Consider the following 18,113-nt stretch of genomic DNA (forward strand, 5'->3'; position numbering starts at 1 on the left):
GCTGCTCATCAGAGTACGGACGGGCGCCGGGAGCGGAAGGCTATTTGCAGAACTGACTCCACGGCACGTTTATGGTGAGCCGCATGTTTCGTCTTGTGACAGAAGTCGACAAGGAACGGCGCGATCTGCTGCGCACCCGCCTGCGGGAGACGAACACAGCGGCCTCCTCCGTCCTGCGTTCCCTGCGCGGGACCCCTCACGAACGCGAATTCCCGTTGCACGTCTGGGTGCTGGACCGGGCCGGCGGGCTGGCGGGCGGGCTGGTCGGCCACACCTGGGCGACCTGGCTCCACGTCACCTACCTGTGGGTGGACGGCGGCCACCGGGGCGCGGGCCTCGGCTCCGCCCTCCTCGACGAGGCGGAACGCACCGCCCGCACCGAACGCGGCTGCGCCGCCGCCCGCGTGGAGACCTGGGACTTCCAGGCCCCCGGCTTCTACACGAAGCGCGGCTACGACGTCATGTGCGTGATCCCCGACTACCCGCCGGGGATCACGGAGTACACGCTGGTGAAGCGGCTCGGCTGACCGGCTCAGACCAGGCGCCGCGCCCCCGCCGAGGGCACCGCCTCGAACACCCGCGGGGTCTTGAGGCCCGCCGCGGCGAAGGCGTCCTCGACCGCCTTGGTGACGGTGTCCACGTCGGCGGCCTCCACCAGGACGATCGCCGAGCCGCCGAAGCCGCCGCCGGTCATCCGGGCGCCGAGGGCGCCGGAGGCGAGGGCGGTGTCGACGACCAGGTCCAGCTCGGGGCAGGAGATGCGGAAGTCGTCGCGCAGCGAGGCGTGGCCCTCGACGAGGACGGGTCCGATGGCCCGGGTGTCGCCGGACTCCAGCAGCGAGACCACTCGCTCGACCCGCTCGTCCTCGGTCACCACGTGCCGGACCAGGCGGCGCACCTCCTCCTCGTCGCCCAGCCGCTCCAGCGCCGCGTCCAGCTCGGCGTAGGGCACGTCGCGCAGCGCGTCGACGCCCAGCAGCGCGGCACCCTTCTCGCAGCCGGCGCGGCGCTTGCCGTACTCACCCTCGCTGTGGGAGTGCTTGACCCGGGTGTCGACGACCAGCAGCCGCATCCCCTCGGCGGCCAGGTCGAAGGGGATCTGGCGCTGGGACAGGTCCCGGGTGTCGAGGAACAGGGCGTGGCCCGCCTCGCAGCAGGCCGACGCCGTCTGGTCCATGATGCCGACCGGGGCGCCGACGTAGACGTTCTCCGCGCGCTGGCACAGCCGGGCCAGCTGCCAGCCGCGCAGGCCGAGGGAGTACAGGTCGTTCAGCGCGAGCGCGACGACGACCTCCAGGGCCGCCGAGGAGGAGAGCCCCGCGCCCGAGGGGACCGTCGAGGCCAGGTGGACGTCGGCGCCGGTCAGCTCGTGGCCCGCCTCGCGCAGCGCCCAGACGACGCCCGAGGGGTACGCGGTCCAGGACTTGTCCGACCCGGGTGCCAGGTCGGCGACGCGCAGTTCGACCGGGTCGGCGTCGATGTCGGCCGAGTGCAGCCGCAGGACGCCGTCCTCGCGCCGGGAGACGGCCGCGACGGCCTGGTGCGGCAGGGCGAACGGCATCACGAAGCCGTCGTTGTAGTCGGTGTGCTCGCCGATGAGGTTCACCCTCCCCGGCGCCGCCCACACCCCCTCCGGCTCCGCCCCGTACAGCTCCCGGAACCGCTCGCCGACGGTCCCCGCGACAGCCTCGCCCATGCCCTGACCCCTCGCCCTTCGTAACTGCGGTAAGTACTAGCCCGCGCGCCGCTGCGCGAACTCCCACGCGTCCGACACGATCCCCGCGAGGTCCGCGCGGGACGGGTTCCAGCCCAGTTTCTCCCGGGCGGTGTCCGCCGACGCCACCAGGACCGCCGGGTCGCCGCCCCGGCGCGGGGCCACCACCTCGGGGATCGGGTGGCCCGTCACCCGGCGGACCGTCTCGACGACCTCGCGGACGGAGAAGCCGTTGCCGTTGCCCAGGTTGCAGATGAGGTGCTCGCCCGGGGTGGCGGCGGCCACGGCCAGCAGATGGGCCTCGGCCAGGTCGGCGACGTGGATGTAGTCGCGCACACAGGTGCCGTCCGGCGTCGGGTAGTCGTCGCCGAAGACGGAGATCGCCTCACGGCGGCCCTGCGCCACCTGGAGGACCAGCGGGATCAGGTGCGACTCGGGGTCGTGGCGCTCGCCGTACTCCCCGTACGCGCCCGCGACGTTGAAGTACCGCAGCGAGACCGCGCCGAGGCCGTGGGCCGCCGCCTCGCCGGTGATCATGTGGTCGACGGCCAGCTTCGAGGCACCGTAAGGGTTCGTGGGCCTGGTCGGCGCGGACTCGACGATCGGCACCTGCTCGGGCTCGCCGTAGGTGGCGGCCGTGGAGGAGAAGACGAGGCGCCGCACGCCCGCGCCCCGCATGGCCTCCAGCAGGGCCATGGTCCCGCCGACGTTGTTGTCCCAGTACTTCTCGGGCTTCACGACCGACTCACCGACCTGGGAGAAGGCGGCGAAGTGCAGCACGCCGTCGAACGAGGCGTCCAGCCACTTGGCGGCGTCGCGGATGTCACCCTCGACGAACGAGGCCCCCGCCGGCACACCCTCACGGAAGCCGGTCGACAGATTGTCGAGCACGACGACCTCGTGCCCCGCCTCCACCAAATGCTGGGCGACGACGCTGCCGACGTATCCGGCACCACCTGTCACCAGGTACTTCCCGCTCATGAACTCGCTACCTCTCGCAGTCGCTCGGCCGCGCGCTCCGGGGGCACGTCGTTGATGAACACGTTCATGCCGGACTCGGAGCCCGCGAGGAACTTCAGCTTGCCGGACGTACGGCGAATGGTGAAAAGCTCCAGGTGCAGCGCGAAGTCGTCCCGCGTCACGCCCTCGAACTCGTCCAGGTGTCCGAACGGGGCCTGGTGCCAGGCCGCGATGTAGGGCGTCGGCGGCTCACCCTCGCCGAAGATCCGGTCGAAGCGCCTCAAAAGTTCCAGGTAGACCTTGGGGAACTCGGCGCGCGCCGCCTCGTCGAGACCGAGCAGATCGGGCACCCGCCGCTTCGGGTAGAGGTGCACCTCGTACGGCCAGTGCGCCGCGTACGGCACGAAGGCCACCCACTGCTCACTCTCCAGGACGACCCGCTCGCCGGACAGCTCCTCCTCCAGCACGGCGTCGAACAGGTTCTCCCCGCCCGTCGCGTCCTTGTGGGCGGCGAGTGAACGGAGCATCAGGGCGGTGCGGGGGGTGGTGAACGGGTAGGCGTAGATCTGCCCGTGCGGGTGACCCAGCGTCACCCCGATCTCGGCGCCCCGGTTCTCGAAGCAGAACACCTGTTCAACGGAGGGCAGATGGGACAGCTCGGAGGTGCGGTCCGTCCAGGCGTCGAGCACGAGCCGGGCCTGCTCCTCGCTCAGGTCGGCGAAGGAGGCGTCGTGGTCGGAGGTGAAGCAGACGACCTCGCAGCGGCCGGAGTCGCCGGCCAGCGAAGGAAATCGGTTCTCGAAGACCACCACGTCATAGGCCGAGTCCGGGATCTCGCTCAGCCGCTCCCCGTCCGACGGGCACAGCGGGCACTGGTCGGCCGGCGGATGGTAGGTGCGCCCCTGACGGTGCGAGGCGACGGCGACCGAGTCTCCGAGCAGCGGGTCACGGCGGACCTCGGAGGTGGTGACGGTCCGCTCCAGCGGACGGCGGTCCACGGCGTCGCGCACGGTGTCGTCGCGCAGGTCGTAGTAGACCAGCTCACGGCCGTCGGCCAGCCGGGTCGAGGTCTTCTTCACTGCCGCACTCCTCTGCACCCACCCATGAAGTCACCAATCATCCAACACAATCAAACATAACACATCACAACCCACCATCCTCGTCCTACATCACAATCAAACAAAGTTCATCACCAGAAGTGTTCAATTACTGAACGCGGAGGCGTAGGTTCCGCTGCGGATCAGTTCGCGAACGAAGCGAGTGCTTAATGCAAACCCCCACGAGCTCCACATATCTAGCCGCCGAGCTTCGACTCCCCACCAACTGGCTCGACTACACGATCCTCGGGATCTACTTCGTGGTCGTGCTGGGCATCGGCTTCGCCGCCCGCCGCTCGGTCAAGACCAGCCTGGACTTCTTCCTGTCCGGCCGTTCACTGCCCGCCTGGGTCACCGGCCTCGCCTTCGTCGCGGCCAACCTGGGTGCCACCGAGATCCTCGGCATGGCGGCCAACAGCGCCCAGTACGGCGTCTACACGACCCACTGGTACTGGATCGGCGCCATCCCGGCGATGGTCTTCCTCGGCCTGGTGATGATGCCGTTCTACTACGGCTCGAAGGTCCGCTCGGTCCCGGAGTTCCTCCTCCTCCGCTTCGACAAGGCCTCCCACCTGCTCAGTTCGGCACTGTTCGCCGTGGCGGCCATCCTGATCGCCGGCGTGAACCTCTACGCCCTCGCGATCGTCGTCGAGGCGCTCCTCGGCTGGCCGGAGTGGGTGGCCATCGTGGTGGCCGGCTTCTTCGTCCTGGCGTACATCACCCTGGGCGGCCTCTCCTCGGCCATCTACAACGAGGTCCTCCAGTTCTTCGTGATCCTGGCCGGCCTCATCCCGATCACCATCCTGGGCCTGAAGAAGGTCGGCGGCTGGGACGGCCTGTCCGACTCCCTCTCCAAGTCCCACGGCTCCGACTTCATGACGGCGTGGGGCGGCACGGGCATCGGCAGCGAGAACCCCCTGGGCGCCAACTGGCTGACCATCGTCCTGGGCCTCGGCTTCGTCCTCTCCTTCGGCTACTGGACGACGAACTTCGCCGAGGTGCAGCGCGCCCTGTCGGCGAAGAACCTCTCCGCGGCCCAGCGCACCCCGCTGATCGCCGCCTTCCCGAAGATCTTCATCGTCTTCGTCGTCATGATCCCGGGCCTGGTCGCCGCGGTCCTGGTCCCGAAGATCGGCACCCCCGGCTCGGACCTCCAGTACAACGACGCGATCCCGTACCTGATGCAGCAGCTGCTGCCCAACGGCGTCCTGGGCATCGCGGTGACCGGTCTGCTGGCCGCCTTCATGGCCGGCATGGCGGCCAACATCTCCTCCTTCAACACCGTCTTCACCACCGACATCTGGCAGAAGTACGTGGTGAAGGACCGCGAGGACGGCTACTACGTCCGCTTCGGCCGCCTGATCACGGTGATCGGCGTGCTGGCCTCCATCGGCACGGCGTTCCTGGCCTCCTCGTTCTCCAACATCATGAGCTACCTCCAGACGCTCTTCTCCTTCTTCAACGTGCCGATGTTCGTGGTCTTCATCATCGGCATGTTCTGGAAGCGCGCGTCGATGAAGTCGGGCTTCTGGGGCCTGATCGCGGGCACGACCGCCGCGATGGTGAACTACTTCGTCATCTACAAGCAGGGCATCATCGACATCCCCTCCGACCAGGGCGCCAACTTCGTCTCCGCGATCGCGGGCTTCGTCGCCGGCGCGGTGGTCATGGTCGCGGTGTCCCTGTTCACCGCGCCGAAGCCCACCGCCGATCTCCAGGGCCTGGTCTACGGCACGACGTCCCCCGGCATGGCGGAACCGCCCGCCAAGGGCGACGACGCGTGGTACCGCAAGCCGGCGCTGCTGGGCTGGGGGGCGGTCGTCCTGGCCGCAGCCTGCTACATCCCGTTCTCGTTCTGATCGCGGGAGGATTGAGAGAGCATGTCTGATTCCTACTCCGACAAGAACGTCCAGGACGAGGTCTCCGAGCTGGAGACCAAGTCCGTCACCGCCGCACGGCTCTTCGACATCCGGCGGATCATCGGCGGGCTGTTCGTGATCTACGGCGTCATCGTGACGATCGCAGGAATCGTGGCGTCCGACGACGACATCGACAAGGCGCAGGGGGTGAACATCAACCTGTGGACCGGGCTGGGGATGCTGGTCCTGGGCATCTTCTTCCTGGCCTGGCTGAAGCTGCGGCCGACGGCCCCGCCGACACCTCCGGTGGAGGAGGCCGGGAAGAAGTGACCGCGCACTCCTGACGCCGGGCAGTGGTCCGGCGTCACCCGGTCGCCCGGCGCGGATGTGGGCGCGGGGGCGGGTCGCGCGGCCCGGCGCTCACGGGGTGCCGCTGCGCCCACCCTCCCCCATCGCCCCAGCGGCACGACTGCCCGCAGCGAGGGCGACGGACGACGGCCCGCAGCCGGGGCGGCGCGGCGACGCGGCGGGAGAGCCGCGTACGGCGGGCCGGGACAGCGCGGCGTCGGCGAACCGCAGCCGCGTACGGCGGGCCGGGACAGCGCGGCGCCGGCGAGCCGCAGCCGCGTACGGCGGGCCGGGGCAGCGCGGGCGCCGGCGGGCCGCAGTCGCGTACGGCGAGAAGGGGCCGTGTCGGGGGGTGTCCGCCCGCAGCGGTTGGCGCGTCAACGCCCCGAGCCTCTTCAAGTGACCGATTCCGCGCCGTTCCGAGGACGGACACCCCCCGGCGCGGCCCCGACCCACCCACCGAACCCACCGCGCACCGCGAACCCCCACCGAACCCGCACAGGCGCCGCAGGCACCCCGCACCGCGCACGCCCACCGAACCCGCACAGGCGCCGCAGGCACCCCGCACCGCGCACCCCCACCGAACCCGCACAGGCGCCGCAGGCACCCCGCACCGCGCACCCCCACCGAACCCGCACAGGCGCCGCAGGCACCCCGCACCGCGCACCCCCACCGAACCCGCACAGGCGCCGCAGGCACCCGACTCAACCGCCGGAGGCCCCCGCCCGGTCCAGCAACCCCGTCCGCGCCGCCAGCGCCGCGGCCTCCAGCCGCGACCCCACGCCCAGCTTCATCAGAACCCGCTGGACATGCGTACGCGCCGTCGACGGCGCGATCCCCATCCCCGCCGCGATCAGCCGCGTGTCCTCCCCGTCCGCGACCCGCACCAGCACCTCCACCTCCCGAGGCGTGAGCATCTGCAACAGCCGCTGCCCCTCGTCGTCGGGCTGCGCCGCCGGATTCAGCAGCTCCCCGAAGGCCCCCTGCAACAACGCGGGCGCCACCGCCGCCTCCCCCGCCCGCGCCTTCATGATCGCCCGCTCGACACCCTCTATCCGCTCGTCGTGCCGGACGTACCCCGACGCCCCCGCCGCGAACGCCGCCGCGATGCCGCGAGGGCTCGGCACCGGCCCCAGCACCAGCACCGCCACCTGCGGCCGCTCCCGCTTGATCCGCACCACCGGGTCGAAGATCCCCGGCTCGGCCGGTGTCGCCGTCCCCAGCAGACACACCTCCGGCGCCCGGCTGATCACCAGCTCCGCCGCCCCCGCGGCCGGCGCCGCCGCGGCCAGCACCCGGTGCCCCCGCAGCTTCAGTGCCGAGGCCAGCGCCTCGGCGAGCAATCGGTGATCGTCGACCACCATGAGCCGTACTCCCATGGAGCAACCCCCCAGTCACCCAGTCCCCGGCACCCATGCCCCCGGCATGCGCCCGGCATGCCCCGGAAGCTACACGCTAGTCCGTCCGGGCGCTGCCCCTACCGGCGACAACCACCCCTCAAATGCGCAGCCCCGCCCCTGCGGGAGCAGGGACGGGGCCGGGGCCGGGGCCGGGGTCCGGACCGTTCAGCCGCTGGTGCCGAACCCGATCGCCAGGTACTCCTTCTCGTCCGCACTGCTCGGCTCGCTCGCGTACACCTGCGACATGTACAGGTGCCCCTGCGAGTAGAGCAGTTCGGAGTAGTCCGGCGACATGCTGGACTCCACGTCCCGCACCGCCTCCGTCGCCGGGTTCTCCAGCAGCGTCGTCTGCTTGAACGTCGCGCCGTCGATGCTCACGACCTGGCCGCCCTTGTCGTACGGCGGGCGCTTGTAGGCGATCACGTTGCCGCCGTCCATGCGCAGCGGGGTGATCGTGTAGTCGTCGCCCGAGTCCGCGCGCTGGCCGGTCTGCTTGCCGGTGGCCAGGTCGAAGGCAACGACCTCGTTGGCCCGGCTGTACGACTCGCCGCTGCCCTCGTGCTCCTCGGTCGCGATGTAGAGCTTGCCGTTGCCGGCCGCCAGCCCGTTGCAGCTCTCCGTCTTGGTGATGCTGTCGCAGCGGGCCGCGAACTGGTCGCCCGGCGCGGAGATGCGGGTGAGCAGCTTGCCGGTCTTGTTGTCGATGGAGAAGAAGTCCGAGATGCCGCTGCCGTCACCGGCGGAGTCACCGACATCGGCGGCCACGACCAGCGGGTCCGTCGAGACGACGCCCGCGTACTCGATGCCCTTGGCCATCTTGTACTCGGAGAGCACCTTCCCGCTCTTCGGGTCGATGGTCTGGATGTTCAGCTGGCGGGCGTCGTACGAGCCGCACTTGCGCACCGCGACCAGCTTCTCGCCGCCGCCGTAGCCCGCGTCGTAGCAGGTGTCGGTGGTCTTCGGGGACCACAGGATGTCGCCCTTGGCGAGGTCGAAGGCGACGCCGCCGTCGGTGCTGCCCGCGGCGACGGTGTTCCCGCTGATCGTGACGTTGTCGAAGGAGATCGGCTCGTCACCGGCGGTCTTGGTCCACACCTTCTTCCCGGCGTCCAGGTCGAGCACCGCGACCTGGGTGCAGCCGTGCGAGGGCTCCGCCTTGGTCGGCATGGCGGGCTGGTGGACGATCACCGTCTTGTTGTCGTCGGTGACGTGCCGGGTGGTCGCGCAGACGGGACCGTCCAGCTTGATGGTCCACTTCTTGCTGCCCTTGTCGGGGTCGTACCCGACGACCTCGGCGACGCCGCTCTTGGCGTACACCTTGTCGGTGAGCCACGAACCGGAGACGACGACGCTGCTGTCCTCCTTGCTCACCGCGGGCATCGGGACCTGGAAGAGCACCTTGGCGGCCGGGTCGGCGGGCGCCTTCTCCTGCGCGCCGGAGGACTTGCCGCCGTCGCCGCCCTTCTGGTCCGTACCGCCGTCACCGCCCTTGCCGCCCTGGCCCCCACTGGTGCCGGCCGTGTCGTCCTTGCCCCCGTCGTCGGAGGAACCGGCGTACCAGACCCCGCCGCCGATGATCAGCGCGATCGCGACGACGGCGGACACGATGATCGCGACCTGGGCGTTGATCTTCCGGCCGCCGCCCGCCCCCGGGGCCTGCGGCTGCATGGGCATGGTGGCCGGCTGCTGATACCCGTAACCGGGCTGACCGGGCTGCCCGTAGGGCGGCGTCGGCTGCCCGTACGCCCCGGGCTGACCGGGCTGACCGGGCTGGCCGGGCTGCCCCGGGTACCCGTACCCGGGCTGGGGCTGCGGCGGCGTCTGGGGATACCCGTACCCGGGCTGCTGCTGCGGCGGCCCCGCCGGCGGAGTGGGCGGAGCCGCGGGCGCCTGCGGCGGCGTGGGCGGCTGCTGCGACGGCTGGTTCGGCGGCGGCCCGAAACCGCCCCCCTGCGGGGGCTGGTTGGGCGGCGGGGGCGGCGGCTGGGTCATGACGTGAGCACCTCGGAGAGCGGGGACGACGGGGAAGGAACGAGCCGCGCGGCGGCGACGGAGGAAACGTGGAAGAGCGAGAAGAGGTCACTTGCCGAAGGCGAGCATCAACTTCTCCTTCGACTCGTCGTTCCCGGTCAGGCGGGTGCTGGAGATGAAGAACCGCCCGTCGACCCAGTCGATGTCCTTGGAGTAGAAGCTGTTCTCGATGTCCGCGACGCCCTGCGGGTTCTGCAGCAGCTTGGCCGGCTTGTGGCTGCTGCCGCCGGTCGGGATGGACACGACCTGCCCGCCCGCGTCGTAGGACGGCTGGACGTACGCGATGAGCTGGTCGCCCTCGACCTTCATCGGCATCATCGACTCGTCCGCGGGGGACTTGGTGCGCCACTTCTCCTTGCCGGTGGTGAGGTTGATCGCGACGATCTCGTTGGCGCCACTGGTCGCCTCGGTCGGCAGGTAGAGCGTGCCCGCGGCGACCGCCACTCCGGTGCAGCCCTGGAGGTCGCGTTCGAGGATGGCCCAGCCGCACTCGGGGGCGAAGTCCTCGTCGACGCCGACCTGTTCCTGGACCTTGCCGCCGGAGGTGAAGCTGGAGATGTTCCAGACCTTCTTGTCCTCGTTGGTGGCGTAGACGACCAGCGGGTCGACGGAGTAGGCGCGGGCGATCCGCCAGTCCTTCTCGTACTTGTAGGTCCACAGGACCTTGCCGGTCTTCGGGTCGAGCCCCTGGAGCTCGTCGTGCGCGTTGTTGCCGCCCGCGCCGCAGGAGGCGACCTGGACGAGCTTGTTCGTGCTGCCCGCGAATCCCGCGGGGAAGCAGGCGTCGCCGTACTTCTTCTTCTCGTACAGCTTCTTGCCGCTGCGGACGTCGTAGGCGGTGCCGGACTGGGAGCGGCCGACCATCAGGATGTCGCCGCTGAGCGAGAGTTCGACGGAGAGCGTGGAGTCGAACAGGTCACCGTCGGCGACCTCCTCGGACCAGCCCTTGTCGCCGGTGGCGAGGTCGATCTCCTGGAGCTTGTTGCACTTGGCGCGGTCGCTGGAACCGCTCATGTAGGCGACGACGATCTTGTCGTCGGCCGTCTTCTCGGGGGTGACCGAGCAGATCTTCTCCGGGAAGGCGATCGGGTCCCAGGCGGGCTTGCCGTCACCGACGTTGTAGGCGAAGACCTGCTTGTACGCCGCCTTCACCGCGGCCTTGCCGGTGATCCACATGCCGTCGGCGTCGGCGCCGGAGCCGGGGGCGTCGGGCGCCTCCTTGTACCAGAGCACCTTGGCCTCGCCGGCCTGGCGGCCCTCGTTGAGGTCCTCGGGGTCCTCGCCGCCGTCGCCGCTGCCGTCACCGGGGTTGACCGGGGCGCCGCCCTTGGAGCCGGAGGGCTTGGGGTCGTCGGTCTTGGCGACGACGGGCTTCTTGTCCTTCTCGTCGTCACCGCCGCTCGCGGTGACCGCCCACACGCTGCCGCCGATGACGAGCAGGGCCAGGGCGGCGGCGCCGATGGCGAGGGCGGGCTTGCCCTTGAAGGGATTGCGCGAGCCGGGACCGCCGGGCGGCGGCGTACCGGGGACCCCGGGGGCGCCGGGGTACTGCTGCTGCGGGTAGCCGTAGCCGGGCTGCTGACCGTACGGACCCGGCTGCTGCGGCTGGGCGTAGGGGCCGGAGTTGTACGGTCCGGGCTGCGCGTACGGCCCCGGCTGGGCGGGCTGGCCCGGCTGACCGGGCTGCTGCGGGTAGCCGTAGCCCGGCTGCTGCGGCGGCGGACCGGGCGGCGGGCCCTGTGGGGGCGGCGGGGTCGGCGCCCCGAAGCCTCCCGGCGGTGGGTCCTGCGGTGCTCCGAAGCCACCCGGCTGCGGCGGCTGATTCGGCGGCTGGCTCATCAGCGCGTTCCCCCTTATTACTCACTGATTTTTAGCCACGCCCCGGGTCACGCGCTGGCCCCGGAGTCGTCTACGGCGATCGTTCGACAGGCCTCGGACCGCCTGGGACAGTCCTCGGACGGCCTTTCTATCACCCGCGCCCAACCGCCCACCGGGCCGCGTCCGCCCCTGTTCCCAAGGGAGGACCGGCCCGTGATGCCTCTGTTACGAGCCTTCACGCGCCCTTTACACCACCGGCGCGCCCCGCACGCAGGGCTCAGGCGTCCTCGGCCAGTTCGAGCCAGCGCATCTCCAGCTCCTCGCGCTGCCCCGTCAGCGCGCGCAGCTCGGCGTCCAGTTCGGCCACCTTGGCGAAGTCCGTGGCGTTCTCGGCGATCTGCGCGTGCAGCTTGGTCTCCTTCTCGGAGACCTTGTCCAGCTGCCGCTCGATCTTCTGGAGCTCCTTCTTGGCGGCGCGCACGTCGGCGGCGCTCTTCTCGGGCACGGCGGCGGCGGGCTTGGCCGCCACGGCCGGGGCACTCGACGCGGCGGCCTCCTCCATGCGCTGCCGCCGCTCCAGGTACTCGTCGATGCCGCGCGGCAGCATGCGCAGCGCGCCGTCGCCGAGCAGGGCGAAGACCCGGTCGGTGGTGCGCTCGATGAAGAACCGGTCGTGGGAGATGACGATCATCGAGCCGGGCCAGCCGTCGAGGACGTCCTCCAGCTGGGTCAGGGTCTCGATGTCGAGGTCGTTGGTGGGCTCGTCGAGGAAGAGGACGTTGGGCTCGTCCATGAGGAGCCGGAGCAGCTGCAGCCGCCGCCGCTCACCGCCGGACAGGTCCCCGACCGGCGTCCACTGCTTCTCCTTGCCGAAGCCGAAGGTCTCGCACAGCTGCCCCGCGGTCATCTCGCGCCCCTTGCCGAGGTCGACGCGCTCGCGGACGCGCTGCACGGCCTCCAGCACCCGCCAGTTCGGGTCGAGTTCGGCGACCTCCTGCGACAGGTACGCCAGCTTGACGGTCCTGCCGACCCGCACCCGACCGCCCGCCGGCTGCTGATCGCCGTCGCTGCGGGCGGCGTCGGCCATGGCCCGCAGCAGGGAGGTCTTGCCGGCGCCGTTGACACCGACCAGGCCGATGCGGTCGCCGGGGCCGAGCTGCCAGGTGACGTGCTTGAGCAGCACCTTGGGGCCGGCCTGGACGGTGATGTCCTCCAGGTCGAACACGGTCTTGCCGAGCCGGGAGGAGGCGAACTTCATCAGCTCGCTGCTGTCCCGGGGCGGCGGCACGTCGGCGATCAGCTCGTTGGCGGCCTCGACGCGGAAGCGGGGCTTGGAGGTGCGGGCGGGCGCGCCGCGCCGCAGCCAGGCCAGCTCCTTGCGGACCAGGTTCTGCCGCTTGGTCTCCTCGGTGGCGGCGATGCGCTCGCGCTCGGCGCGGGCGAAGACGTAGTCCGAGTAGCCGCCCTCGTACTCGTAGACGTCGCCCTTCTGCACGTCCCACATGCGGGTGCAGACCTGGTCGAGGAACCACCGGTCGTGGGTGACGCACACGAGCGCGGACCGCCGCTCGCGAAGGTGCCTGGCGAGCCAGGCGATGCCCTCGACGTCGAGGTGGTTGGTGGGCTCGTCGAGGACGATCAGGTCCTGTTCCTCGATGAGCAGCTTGGCCAGCGCGATCCGGCGCCGCTCACCACCGGAGAGCGGCCCGATGACGGTGTCGAGCCCCTGCGGGAACCCCGGCATGTCCAGCCCGCCGAACAGCCCGGTCAGCACGTCCCGGACCTTGGCGTTGCCCGCCCACTCGTGGTCGGCCATGTCGCCGATGACCTCGTGGCGGACGGTGGCCTTCGGGTCGAGGGAGTCGTGCTGGGTGAGCACGCCGAGCCGCAGCCCGCCGGAGTGGGTGACCCGGCCGGTGTCGGGCTCCTCCAGCCTGGCCAGCATCCGGATCATGGTCGTCTTGCCGTCGCCGTTGCGCCCGACGACACCGATGCGGTCCCCCTCGGAGACGCCGAGGGACACGCCGTCGAGGAGTGCACGGGTGCCGTACACCTTGCTGACGTTCTCGACATTGACCAGATTGACGGCCATTTCTCTCCTGCCTGGGGGATCACTCGACCCTCCAGGGTAGTCCGGCCGCCGGGAGCCTCAGTCCAGGACGGTGGCCCCCGCCGCCGCCCCCGCCGCCGTACGCACGTCACGGCAGGTCCCCGACGCCCGCAGCACCCCGGCGATGTCGGAGGCGGACTTCGCGTCGGTCGCGAGGAAGGCCGTGGTCGGGCCGGAGCCCGACACCAGAGCCGCCAGTGCCCCGGCCGCCCGGCCCGCCGCGAGGGTGTCGGACAGCTCGGGGAAGAGGGAGAGCGCGGCCGGCTGGAGGTCGTTGGAGACGGCCACGGCGAGCGCGGCCGGGTCGCCCTTGGCGAGGGCGTCGAGGACCGCCTGGTCGGCGACCGGTTCCGGGATGTCCCGGCCCTCGGCCAGCCGGTCGAACTCGCGGTAGACGGCCGGCGTGGACAGGCCGCGCGCGGCCGGCGCGAAGACCCAATGGAAGTCGCCGCCGACCTCCAGCTCCGTCAGCCGCTCACCCCGCCCGGTGCCCAGCGCCGCCCCGCCGACCAGGCTGAACGGCACGTCGCTGCCCAGCTCGGCGCAGATGTCCAGCAGCTCGTCGCGGGAGGCGCCGGTGCCCCACAGGGCGTCGCAGGCCAGCAGCGCGCCCGCGCCGTCGGCGCTGCCGCCCGCCATGCCGCCGGCGACCGGGATGTCCTTGGCGATGTGCAGGTGGACGGCCGGAGCGCGCCCGTACCGCGCGGCCAGCGCCTCCGCCGCACGGGCGGCGAGGTTGGTGCCGTCGAGCGGGACCTGGTCGGCGTCGGGTCCCTCGCAGGTGACGCGGAGTCCGTCGGCGGCCGGGGTCGCGGTGATCTCGTCGTACAGGGAGACCGCGAGGAAGACGTTGGCCAGGTCGTGGAAGCCGTCGGGGCGAGCGGCGCCGACCGCGAGCTGGACGTTGACCTTGGCGGGGACGCGGACCGTCACGCTCACTTGCTCGTCACTCCTACTGCTTGTGCTCGGCGATACGCGCGAACTCTTCCACGGTCAGCGCCTCTCCGCGCGCCTGGGGCGACACGCCCGCGCCGACGAGCGCGGCCTCGGCGGCCGCGGCGGACCCCGCCCATCCGGCGAGCGCGGCCCGCAGGGTCTTGCGGCGCTGGGCGAACGCGGCGTCGACGACGGCGAAGACCTCCGCCTTGGACGCGGTCGTCCTGAGCGGCTCCGTCCGCCGGACGAGTGACACCAGCCCGCTGTCGACGTTCGGCGCGGGCCAGAAGACGTTGCGGCCGATGGAACCGGCCCGCTTCACCTCGGCGTACCAGTTGGCCTTCACGGAGGGGACGCCGTAGACCTTGGACCCGGGTCCGGCGGCGAGCCGGTCGGCGACCTCGGCCTGCACCATGACGAGGGTCCGCTCGATGCTCGGGAAGGTGTCGAGCATGTGGAGGAGGACGGGGACGGCGACGTTGTAGGGGAGGTTCGCGACCAGGGCGGTCGGGGCGGGTCCCGGCAGCTCCCGCACGTGCATGGCGTCGCGGTGCACGAGCGCGAACCGGCCGGCGCGCTGCGGCATGCGGGCGGCGACGGTGGCGGGCAGGGCGCCGGCGAGGACGTCGTCGATCTCGACGGCGGTGACCCGGTCGGCGGCCTCCAGCAGGGCCAGGGTGAGCGAGCCGAGACCCGGTCCCACCTCGACCACCACGTCGTCGGGGCGTACCTCAGCGGTGCGGACGATGCGGCGGACCGTGTTCGCGTCGATGACGAAGTTCTGTCCGCGCTGCTTGGTGGGGCGTACGCCGAGGGCGGCCGCGAGTTCACGGACGTCGGCGGGACCCAGGAGGGCGTCGGGGGTGGGGCTGCTCACCCCGCAAGGGTAGCCGGGGGCGGGGCGGCCTCATTCCCGCAGCCGGGCGCCGCAGTGCGGCCAGGCACCGGCGCCGCTGCGCACATACAGCTTCTGCGCCCGGTACGTCTGCTCCGCGGCCGACGCGTCCTCGGGGCGGCCCTCGCCGCCGAGGTCGTGCCAGGTGGCGGTGTCGAACTGGTAGAGCCCCCCGTAGGTCCCGGACGGGTCGACGGCGTCCGGGCGGCCGCCCGACTCGCAGGCGGCCAGGCCCTGCCAGTCCAGGTGGTCGGCACCGTGGACGGAGACCGGCCGGGGCCGGGTGCCGACCCGCACGATCCGCGGGCTGGGTTCGCGGACCACCTCGGTGCGCAGGCGGCGCGGCTTCTGCCGGACGCCGTTGACGGTGCGCAGGGCGTACGTGGTGCGGCGCAGTCCGGGCCGGCCCGCCTGCTGGACGACCTCGGTGCCCCGGAAGAGGGTGCCGTCCTCGGTCCGCCGCTCGTCGAAGGGGATCGGGTCCTCGCGGACCTCCTGGGACCCGGTGATCCGCAGCACCGTGACGGTCTGTCCGTCGCGCGGGAAGCCGGTGGCGGGGACGGAGGTGGTGTCCTCGCCGCGCAGGGTGATGTCGGCCTCCTCGACGACCTCCCGCACGGTCGCGGCGTTGGTGCGGACGGTGCGGGTCCGGCCGTCCGCCAGCACGGTCACCACCCGCTCGGTGCGCACCACCAGGGCGAGGCCCTCACGGCCGATGCGCCGGGAGCCCTCGGTCGACAGATACGCCCCCTGCGTCCGTACGCCGAGCTGCCGCAGCGCCCCCTCCACCGTCCCCGCGGTCGTCCACACCTGGCGCCGGTGGCCGTCGAGGGTGAGCAGCACGGGCCGCCCGTAACGGACGGTGACGTCCTCGCCGCTGGTCAGCGGGGTGCCGGGGGCGGGTGCGATCACGTCGTGGGCGCCCACCTGGACACCTTCCTCGGCGAGCAGCTCGGTCACGTCGTCGGCGAAGGTGTGCAGCGTGCGCGGGGTGCCGTCGACGGTCAGCTCGACCGCCTTGTCCTTGGCGACGAAGGCCGTGGTGCCGCCCGCGAGGAAGGCCACGACCAGCGCCCGCGGCAGCAGGCGGCCCAGGGAGGTGTCCGCGCGCCCCGCGCACCGCGCCCGGCGCCGGCGCTCGGCCCGCCCGTCGCCCGGCGCACGGGTCGGCCGGGGCTGCGGGGGCTGCGGTGCGGTGCCCTGCCGGGGCAGCGCGGGGGCGGCCGGCTCGTGGGCGGGCGGTGCGGGCCGGTACGGATCGCCGTACCCGTACGGCAGGGTCGGCGCGCTGTGCACGTCGTACCCGCCGCCGTAGGCGTACGCGTCGTATCCGCCGTACGCGTACGGGCCGTACGAGTCGTACCCACCGTACGGTGTGAGGTGCGGGTGTCCCTCGGACACCTCGGTGGTCTCGAACTGCGTTCCGCTCACGCCGACACGCTCCAGGGGGTCCGGATCGGGCCCCCAGAACCTAGCGGAGCGTTCGTCACTCTCCCAAGTCACGCCACTGCACAGCGTGGCGAACCCGGCGCGGGGGCTCAGTACCCGAAGGCGCGGGCCGTGTTCGCGGCGAGGGCGGCCGCCAGGGTGTCCTCGCCGACGCCCCGCACGTCCGCCATGGCCCGCACCGTCACCGGCACCAGGTAGGGGGCGTTCGGCCGGCCCCGGTAGGGCGCAGGCGTCAGGAACGGCGCGTCGGTCTCCACCAGGACCAGCTCGGGCGGGGCCACGGCGAGGGCGTCGCGCAGGTTCTGGGCGTTCTTGAAGGTGACGTTGCCGGCGAAGGACATGTAGTACCCGGCACGTGCGCAGACCTCGGCCATCTCGGCGTCACCCGAGTAGCAGTGGAAGACGGTGCGCTCGGGGGCGCCCTCCTCCTTGAGGACGCGCAGGACGTCGGAGTGGGCGTCGCGGTCGTGGATGACGAGGGTCTTGCCGTGCCGCTTGGCGATCTCGATGTGGGCGCGGAAGGACCGCTCCTGCGCCTCCTTGCCCTCGGGCCCGGTGCGGAAGTAGTCGAGGCCGGTCTCGCCGACGCCCCTGACCTGCGGGAGTGCCGCGAGCCGGTCGATCTCCGCGAGGGCGTCGTCGAGGGCCGCGTCGCCACCGGGCTGCCGCGCGCCCTGCCGGGACCAGCCGTCGGGATCTCCGTGCACGATGCGCGGGGCCTCGTTGGGGTGCAGGGCGACGGTGGCGTGGACGGCGTCGTGCGCCGCCGCGGTCTCGGCGGCCCAGCGGGACCCGGCGAGGTCGCACCCGACCTGGACGACGGTCGTGACGCCGACCGACGCGGCCTTGGCGAGCGCCTCCTCTACCGTGCCGGACTGCATGTCGAGGTGGGTGTGCGAGTCGGCGACCGGTACCCGCAGGGGCTCGGGCAGCGGGGGCGCGGTGTGCTTGTCGGACCGTCCCGGGGCGTTCGAAGGCATGCCCCGATCCTACGGAAGCACCCGCGCGCCCCCGAAGCGCCGGCCGGGACCTGTCCGGCGCACAGGTCCTAGCTCGCCCTGCGGTGGAGGTGGAGGGCGTGCAGCAGGTCGGACAGGTGCCAGTGCCGGTGTTCGCCGGACAGTCCCGGCGCCCCCGGCCCCGGCGCCTCGGGCACCGGCACCTGCGGCACCTCCAGGGGACCGGCCGGGGGCACCCGGTGGATGCCGTCGGTGGTGCCGCGCACGGAGGCGACCCGGCCCGGGCGCAGGATGCGTACGACGTGGCTGTCACAGGTGGCGCAGGTCGGCCGGGTCAGCGGGGAGGGCACGACGCGGCCGTCCGCGACGTAGAGCACGAACGCGTGGCCGTCGGCGTCCGTGTGGTGCTCGATCTCGAACGACTGCTCCCAGCCGTGCCCGCAGCGCATGCAGGCGAAGGAGTACGACTCGTGGACGACGGCGGTGGCACCGGCACGCACTCGGGTCCGCGCGGTGCTCTCACTCATGCTCATCCCG

15 protein-coding genes are annotated in these 18,113 nt (G+C 71.9%); 3 read left to right on the forward strand and 12 right to left on the reverse strand.

The window, feature by feature from the left end; translation table 11 throughout:
* The first annotated feature begins 71 nt into the window (after window positions 1–71).
* Entirely contained in the window at window positions 72–527 is a 456-nt protein-coding gene (locus ACZ6IM_RS13490) for a GNAT family N-acetyltransferase (RefSeq protein ID WP_358742334.1), read from the forward strand.
* A 5-nt stretch (window positions 528–532) separates the two neighbouring features.
* On the opposite strand, the gene galK is transcribed toward ACZ6IM_RS13490, so the two are convergent.
* Genes galK through galT form a run of 3 tightly spaced genes read right to left on the reverse strand, consistent with a single transcriptional unit; the run spans window position 533 to window position 3,753 of the window.
* Window positions 533–1,696, reverse strand: coding sequence for a galactokinase (gene galK / locus ACZ6IM_RS13495; RefSeq protein ID WP_052842210.1), 1,164 nt, complete (start codon window positions 1,694–1,696; stop codon window positions 533–535).
* Window positions 1,697–1,732: 36 nt separating this feature from the next.
* A complete protein-coding gene (gene galE, locus ACZ6IM_RS13500; RefSeq protein WP_052842211.1) occupies window positions 1,733–2,695 on the reverse strand; it encodes a UDP-glucose 4-epimerase GalE in 963 nt (320 codons plus the stop codon).
* Window positions 2,692–3,753: a galactose-1-phosphate uridylyltransferase gene (gene galT / locus ACZ6IM_RS13505; protein WP_052842212.1), complete on the reverse strand. Its 1,062-nt coding sequence runs from the start codon at window positions 3,751–3,753 to the stop codon at window positions 2,692–2,694. Before galT ends, galE begins: the two co-directional genes overlap by 4 nt.
* Before the next feature lie 188 nt (window positions 3,754–3,941).
* On the opposite strand from galT, the gene ACZ6IM_RS13510 reads away from it, so the two are divergent.
* On the forward strand, window positions 3,942–5,630 hold the full coding sequence (locus tag ACZ6IM_RS13510) for a sodium:solute symporter family protein (RefSeq protein WP_052842213.1): 1,689 nt from the start codon (window positions 3,942–3,944) through the stop codon (window positions 5,628–5,630).
* A 21-nt stretch (window positions 5,631–5,651) separates the two neighbouring features.
* Window positions 5,652–5,960 (forward strand): hypothetical protein, encoded by a 309-nt coding sequence (locus ACZ6IM_RS13515; protein ID WP_052842214.1) that lies wholly within the window; start codon window positions 5,652–5,654, stop codon window positions 5,958–5,960.
* A 722-nt stretch (window positions 5,961–6,682) separates the two neighbouring features.
* On the opposite strand, the gene ACZ6IM_RS13520 is transcribed toward ACZ6IM_RS13515, so the two are convergent.
* The 9 genes from ACZ6IM_RS13520 to ACZ6IM_RS13560 all read right to left on the reverse strand — a co-directional run bounded on the left by ACZ6IM_RS13520 (window position 6,683) and on the right by ACZ6IM_RS13560 (window position 18,109).
* Entirely contained in the window at window positions 6,683–7,357 is a 675-nt protein-coding gene (locus ACZ6IM_RS13520; RefSeq protein WP_052843784.1) for a helix-turn-helix transcriptional regulator, read from the reverse strand.
* A 186-nt stretch (window positions 7,358–7,543) separates the two neighbouring features.
* Entirely contained in the window at window positions 7,544–9,370 is a 1,827-nt protein-coding gene (locus ACZ6IM_RS13525) for an outer membrane protein assembly factor BamB family protein (RefSeq protein ID WP_469556595.1), read from the reverse strand.
* Between the two features lie 87 nt (window positions 9,371–9,457).
* A complete protein-coding gene (locus ACZ6IM_RS13530; protein WP_052843782.1) occupies window positions 9,458–11,248 on the reverse strand; it encodes an outer membrane protein assembly factor BamB family protein in 1,791 nt (596 codons plus the stop codon).
* A 256-nt stretch (window positions 11,249–11,504) separates the two neighbouring features.
* A complete protein-coding gene (locus tag ACZ6IM_RS13535) occupies window positions 11,505–13,319 on the reverse strand; it encodes an ABC-F family ATP-binding cassette domain-containing protein (RefSeq protein WP_052843781.1) in 1,815 nt (604 codons plus the stop codon).
* 57 nt (window positions 13,320–13,376) lie between these two features.
* Window positions 13,377–14,276, reverse strand: coding sequence for a 4-(cytidine 5'-diphospho)-2-C-methyl-D-erythritol kinase (locus ACZ6IM_RS13540; RefSeq protein WP_469556597.1), 900 nt, complete (start codon window positions 14,274–14,276; stop codon window positions 13,377–13,379).
* A gap of 13 nt (window positions 14,277–14,289) precedes the next feature.
* The gene (gene rsmA / locus ACZ6IM_RS13545; RefSeq protein WP_469556599.1) at window positions 14,290–15,150 is read right to left on the reverse strand and encodes a 16S rRNA (adenine(1518)-N(6)/adenine(1519)-N(6))-dimethyltransferase RsmA; all 861 of its coding nucleotides are present in this window, start codon (window positions 15,148–15,150) and stop codon (window positions 14,290–14,292) included.
* Between the two features lie 30 nt (window positions 15,151–15,180).
* Window positions 15,181–16,464 carry a ubiquitin-like domain-containing protein gene (locus tag ACZ6IM_RS13550; protein WP_469556800.1) on the reverse strand — a complete coding sequence of 428 codons (1,284 nt, stop codon included), beginning with the start codon at window positions 16,462–16,464 and terminating at the stop codon, window positions 15,181–15,183.
* 242 nt (window positions 16,465–16,706) lie between these two features.
* A complete protein-coding gene (locus ACZ6IM_RS13555; RefSeq protein ID WP_469556601.1) occupies window positions 16,707–17,597 on the reverse strand; it encodes a TatD family hydrolase in 891 nt (296 codons plus the stop codon).
* Between the two features lie 68 nt (window positions 17,598–17,665).
* Complete coding sequence (locus ACZ6IM_RS13560) at window positions 17,666–18,109, reverse strand: hypothetical protein (RefSeq protein ID WP_469556603.1); 444 nt, start codon at window positions 18,107–18,109, stop codon at window positions 17,666–17,668.
* Window positions 18,110–18,113: the final 4 nt, after the last annotated feature.

Source organism: Streptomyces sp. NPDC042336 (assembly GCF_055581985.1).

Coding starts and splice junctions, on each gene's coding strand:
- ACZ6IM_RS13555 (WP_469556601.1), bottom strand. CDS start 17,597: ATGCCTTCGAACGCCCCGGGACGGTCCGACAAGCACACCGCGCCCCCG.
- ACZ6IM_RS13510 (WP_052842213.1), top strand. CDS start 3,942: ATGCAAACCCCCACGAGCTCCACATATCTAGCCGCCGAGCTTCGACTC.
- ACZ6IM_RS13560 (WP_469556603.1), bottom strand. CDS start 18,109: ATGAGCATGAGTGAGAGCACCGCGCGGACCCGAGTGCGTGCCGGTGCC.
- ACZ6IM_RS13490 (WP_358742334.1), top strand. CDS start 72: ATGGTGAGCCGCATGTTTCGTCTTGTGACAGAAGTCGACAAGGAACGG.
- ACZ6IM_RS13520 (WP_052843784.1), bottom strand. CDS start 7,357: ATGGGAGTACGGCTCATGGTGGTCGACGATCACCGATTGCTCGCCGAG.
- ACZ6IM_RS13530 (WP_052843782.1), bottom strand. CDS start 11,248: ATGAGCCAGCCGCCGAATCAGCCGCCGCAGCCGGGTGGCTTCGGAGCA.
- ACZ6IM_RS13515 (WP_052842214.1), top strand. CDS start 5,652: ATGTCTGATTCCTACTCCGACAAGAACGTCCAGGACGAGGTCTCCGAG.
- galK (WP_052842210.1), bottom strand. CDS start 1,696: ATGGGCGAGGCTGTCGCGGGGACCGTCGGCGAGCGGTTCCGGGAGCTG.
- ACZ6IM_RS13525 (WP_469556595.1), bottom strand. CDS start 9,370: ATGACCCAGCCGCCGCCCCCGCCGCCCAACCAGCCCCCGCAGGGGGGC.
- ACZ6IM_RS13535 (WP_052843781.1), bottom strand. CDS start 13,319: ATGGCCGTCAATCTGGTCAATGTCGAGAACGTCAGCAAGGTGTACGGC.
- galE (WP_052842211.1), bottom strand. CDS start 2,695: ATGAGCGGGAAGTACCTGGTGACAGGTGGTGCCGGATACGTCGGCAGC.